Raw genomic sequence first — 3,201 nt, 5'->3', positions numbered from 1 at the left:
TCCCTGCCGGCCCCGTCGGCGGCGCAGGGGTCCGCGCGGACACCGCCGCCGGCGGCGGCCGCGCGCGACGTCTCCGCCCCGGAGCCGTTCGTGCCCGCGTTCCTCGGGCTGCCGTCCGGGGGCCGGGCACCGGTCGAGCGGGCCGGCACCGCGGACGACGGGTCGCTCGCCGTCCCGGCCGACCCGTCGCGGGTCGGCTGGTGGACCGGTGGTGCGCGCGTCGGCGACCCGTTCGGCAGCATCGTGCTGGCCGGCCACATCGACTCGCGCAGCTACGGCGTCGGGGTGCTCGCCGAGCTCACCCGGGTGCGTCCCGGGCAGCGGGTGACCGTCGGTGCCGGGGACCGGAGCGTGACCTTCCGGATCACCCAGGTCCGCGAGGTGCCCAAGGCCCGGCTCGTCTCGGGCACGGACGCGTTCTCCCAGACCGTCGCGCCGCGCCTGGTGCTCATCACCTGCTCGGGCCCCTTCGACCCGGTGCGGCGGGCGTACGAGGACAACCTCGTCGTCGTCGCGACGCCCGAGACCTGACGCACGGGCGACGACGGGGCACGCTCCGACGCCGGCGGCGGCGCCGACGCCCTGTCGGGCCCGTGGGCGATGATGTCCGGGCGATGAGAACCCGGGCGAGCGTGCTGCACGTCGACCTCGACGCGTTCTTCGCGGCGGTCGAGCAGCGGGACAAGCCGTCGCTGCGGGGCCGGCCGGTCGTCGTCGGCGGGGTCGGCGGGCGCGGGGTCGTCGCGACGTGCAGCTACGAGGCGCGGGCGTACGGCGTCCGGTCGGCGATGTCGACGGTCGAGGCCCGGGCCCGCTGCCCGCACGCCGCCTACCTCTCCCCGCGGTTCGACGCCTACCGCGCTGCGTCGTCCGTCGTCATGGCGGTGCTGCGCGAGGTGAGCGGGCTCGTCGAGCAGGTGAGCATCGACGAGGCGTACCTCGACCTCGACGTGCCGCCGGAGGGCGAGCCCGGCCCGCCGGCCGGCGGCACCGACCCGTCCGCGGCCGCCGCGTGGCTCAAGGCTCAGATCCACGAGCGGACGGAGCTCACGGCGTCCGTCGGGGTCGGCAGCAGCAAGCTCGTCGCGAAGATCGCCTCCGACCTCGAGAAACCCGACGGCCTCGTCGTCGTCGCGCCCGGCACCGAGGCCGACGTGCTGGCCCCGATGTCCATCCGTGCGCTGCCGGGGATCGGCCCGGCGACCCAGGCGCGGCTGGAGTCGATGGGGATCCGCACCGTGGGTGACCTCGCCCGGTCCGACGAGCTGACCCTGGTGCCGCTGCTCGGCCGGTCGGCGGGCACCGGCCTGCTCGCCCTCGCGAACGCCCGGGACGACCGGCCCGTCGTCGCCGAGCGCGACGCCAAGTCGGTCTCCCACGAGCAGACGTTCGCCACCGACGTGACGGACAAGCGGCTCCTGCGCGACCACCTGCTCGTCATGGTCGGCAAGGTGGTCCGCCGCCTCGTCGCGGAGAAGCTCACGGCACGGACGGTCGTCCTCAAGACCCGCACGCACGACTTCGCGACCCACACCCGGTCGACGACGCTGCCGCACCCCACGGACGACGAGCGGCTCGTCCGGCGGTGCGCCCTCACCCTGCTCGACGGGCTCGACGCGGCGGACGGCGTCCGGCTGCTCGGCGTCGGTGTCGCCGGCCTGTCCACCTTCGCCCAGGCCGACCTGCTCGCCGACATCGACGACGCGGACGACGTCACGCCCGCTGTGCCGGACGCCCCGGACGCCGACCGGGCGGACGACACCGACCCGCTCCACGACGCCCTCTTCGGGCCGGTGCCGGACCGGCAGTGGCGGCCCGGGCAGGACGTCGTCCACCCGGCGTACGGCGCCGGCTGGGTGTGGGGCAGCGGGCGCACGGTCGTCACGGTCCGGTTCGAGGGTCCTGCGACGGGCCCGGGCCCGGTCCGCTCGTTCGCCCTCGACGACCCGGACCTGCGGCCGGCGGAGCCGCCGCCGTGGCCGCGGTGACCGCTGCCCGAGGCGCTGCGAGCCGGCAGCCCAGGACCACCACGAGCGGCCAGACCGCCTGCGCGCCCGCGGCGGCGCGTTCGGCGAGCCCGAGCCGGTCGCCGGCCCCGAAGAGCTCGAGGCCGAACCAGCCGACGAGGCCGAGGAGGAGCCCGGCGGCCGCCAGCCGGACCGGCCGCCGGAGCGGGAACGGCGCCCGGGGTGCGCGGTCGCGCCGCGGCGGCAGGGCCGGCCAGACCGCGAGGGCGACGAAAGCGGTCGTGGCGAAGGCCGTGTGCGCGGCCGACCCGCCGTCCGCCGGCAGCGGGGCCGCCGCGACTCCGAGCGTGGCCAGACCACCGAGCCCGAGGGCGGCCCGGCCGGCGCGCGGCGCCGTCCGCAGCGCTGCCGAGGTCGTGAGATGGCAGAGCCCGACCCCGACGAGCGCGGCGGTCATGATGCCGCGCCGGGTCGCGCCGAGCCCCGCGAGGGCACTGATCGTCTCGCGGACCGGGTCGAACCCGCCGGGCTGCAGGGCCGCCGCCCAGGTCCAGCCGCCGACGAGGAGGACCGGCGCCGCCGCGGCGGAAACGAGCCCCCACCAAGGGATCCCGGTGGGTCGACGTACCGCGCCCGGCCGCATCCGCACAGCCTAGACGGCGGCCCGCCGGGGCTGCGCGGCCCGGGTCACTCGACGGGGCTCGGTGCGCGGGTGTACTCGGCGAGGACGCGGCTGACCTCGAGGCCCGCCTCCTGCAGGGCCGCGAGGTCCTCGGCGGTGTACTCCTCGGGCTGCCGGCCCAGCACGCAGTGCGCGCCGAGGACCTGGCCGGACGAGCCGGTCAGCGGGACGCCGCAGTAGCTCGCGATGCCGTCCTGCGTGACGAGCGGGTTGTCCTGCTGCCGGGGGTCGCGCGTGGCGTCCTCGACGACGTACGGCCTGCCGCTGAGCACGGCGTTCGCGCAGAAGGACCACTCGACGGGAGTCCCGCCGGCGGCGGCCATCCAGCCGTCGAGGCCGTCGCTGCCGGCGATGAGCTGCACGGAGTCGAGCACGAGGGTGATGAGGCTGACCGTCGCGCCGAGCTGCTCGCGGGTGTGGCGGGCGATGGCGTCGAGGCGGGCCCGCAGGACCGGGTCGTCGAGGTCGATGCGTGCGAGCTCGCGCAGCCGGTCCGGGTCGGCGAGGAGGCGCATGGTGACCTCTTCGGCGGTCGGGGCGGGCTGCTCGGGG

The 3,201-nt window shown here is 77.1% G+C and carries 4 protein-coding genes; 2 read left to right on the top strand and 2 right to left on the bottom strand.

The window, feature by feature from the left end:
• Together EDJALFJO_RS00035 and EDJALFJO_RS00030 are read left to right on the top strand one after the other, a co-directional pair.
• The coding region (locus EDJALFJO_RS00035) for a class F sortase (RefSeq protein ID WP_088280960.1) at positions 1-531 on the top strand (531 nt) is incomplete at its 5' end.
• Between the two features lie 83 nt (positions 532-614).
• Positions 615-1,988 carry a DNA polymerase IV gene (locus tag EDJALFJO_RS00030; protein WP_088280958.1) on the top strand — a complete coding sequence of 458 codons (1,374 nt, stop codon included), beginning with the start codon at positions 615-617 and terminating at the stop codon, positions 1,986-1,988.
• Here EDJALFJO_RS00030 and EDJALFJO_RS00025 read toward each other — a convergent pair.
• Both EDJALFJO_RS00025 and EDJALFJO_RS00020 read right to left on the bottom strand, forming a co-directional pair.
• Entirely contained in the window at positions 1,882-2,610 is a 729-nt protein-coding gene (locus EDJALFJO_RS00025) for a DUF998 domain-containing protein (RefSeq protein ID WP_143448184.1), read from the bottom strand. The genes EDJALFJO_RS00030 and EDJALFJO_RS00025 overlap by 107 nt on opposite strands.
• Positions 2,611-2,654: 44 nt before the next feature.
• A partial coding sequence (locus tag EDJALFJO_RS00020) for a GAF domain-containing protein (RefSeq protein ID WP_233149590.1) occupies positions 2,655-3,201 on the bottom strand: 547 nt, incomplete at its 5' end.

Source organism: Kineosporia sp. A_224 (assembly GCF_002198655.1).
In the GTDB taxonomy this organism is placed as follows: domain Bacteria; phylum Actinomycetota; class Actinomycetes; order Actinomycetales; family Kineosporiaceae; genus R-H-3.
The sequence above is the reverse complement of the archived record's forward strand: the minus strand, read 5'-3'. Positions and strand labels throughout refer to the sequence as shown.

Bases quoted from the DNA above. Each gene is read 5' to 3' on its own strand.
- EDJALFJO_RS00030 (WP_088280958.1), top strand. From the start codon at position 615: ATGAGAACCCGGGCGAGCGTGCTGCACGTCGACCTCGACGCGTTCTTC.
- EDJALFJO_RS00025 (WP_143448184.1), bottom strand. From the start codon at position 2,610: ATGCGGCCGGGCGCGGTACGTCGACCCACCGGGATCCCTTGGTGGGGG.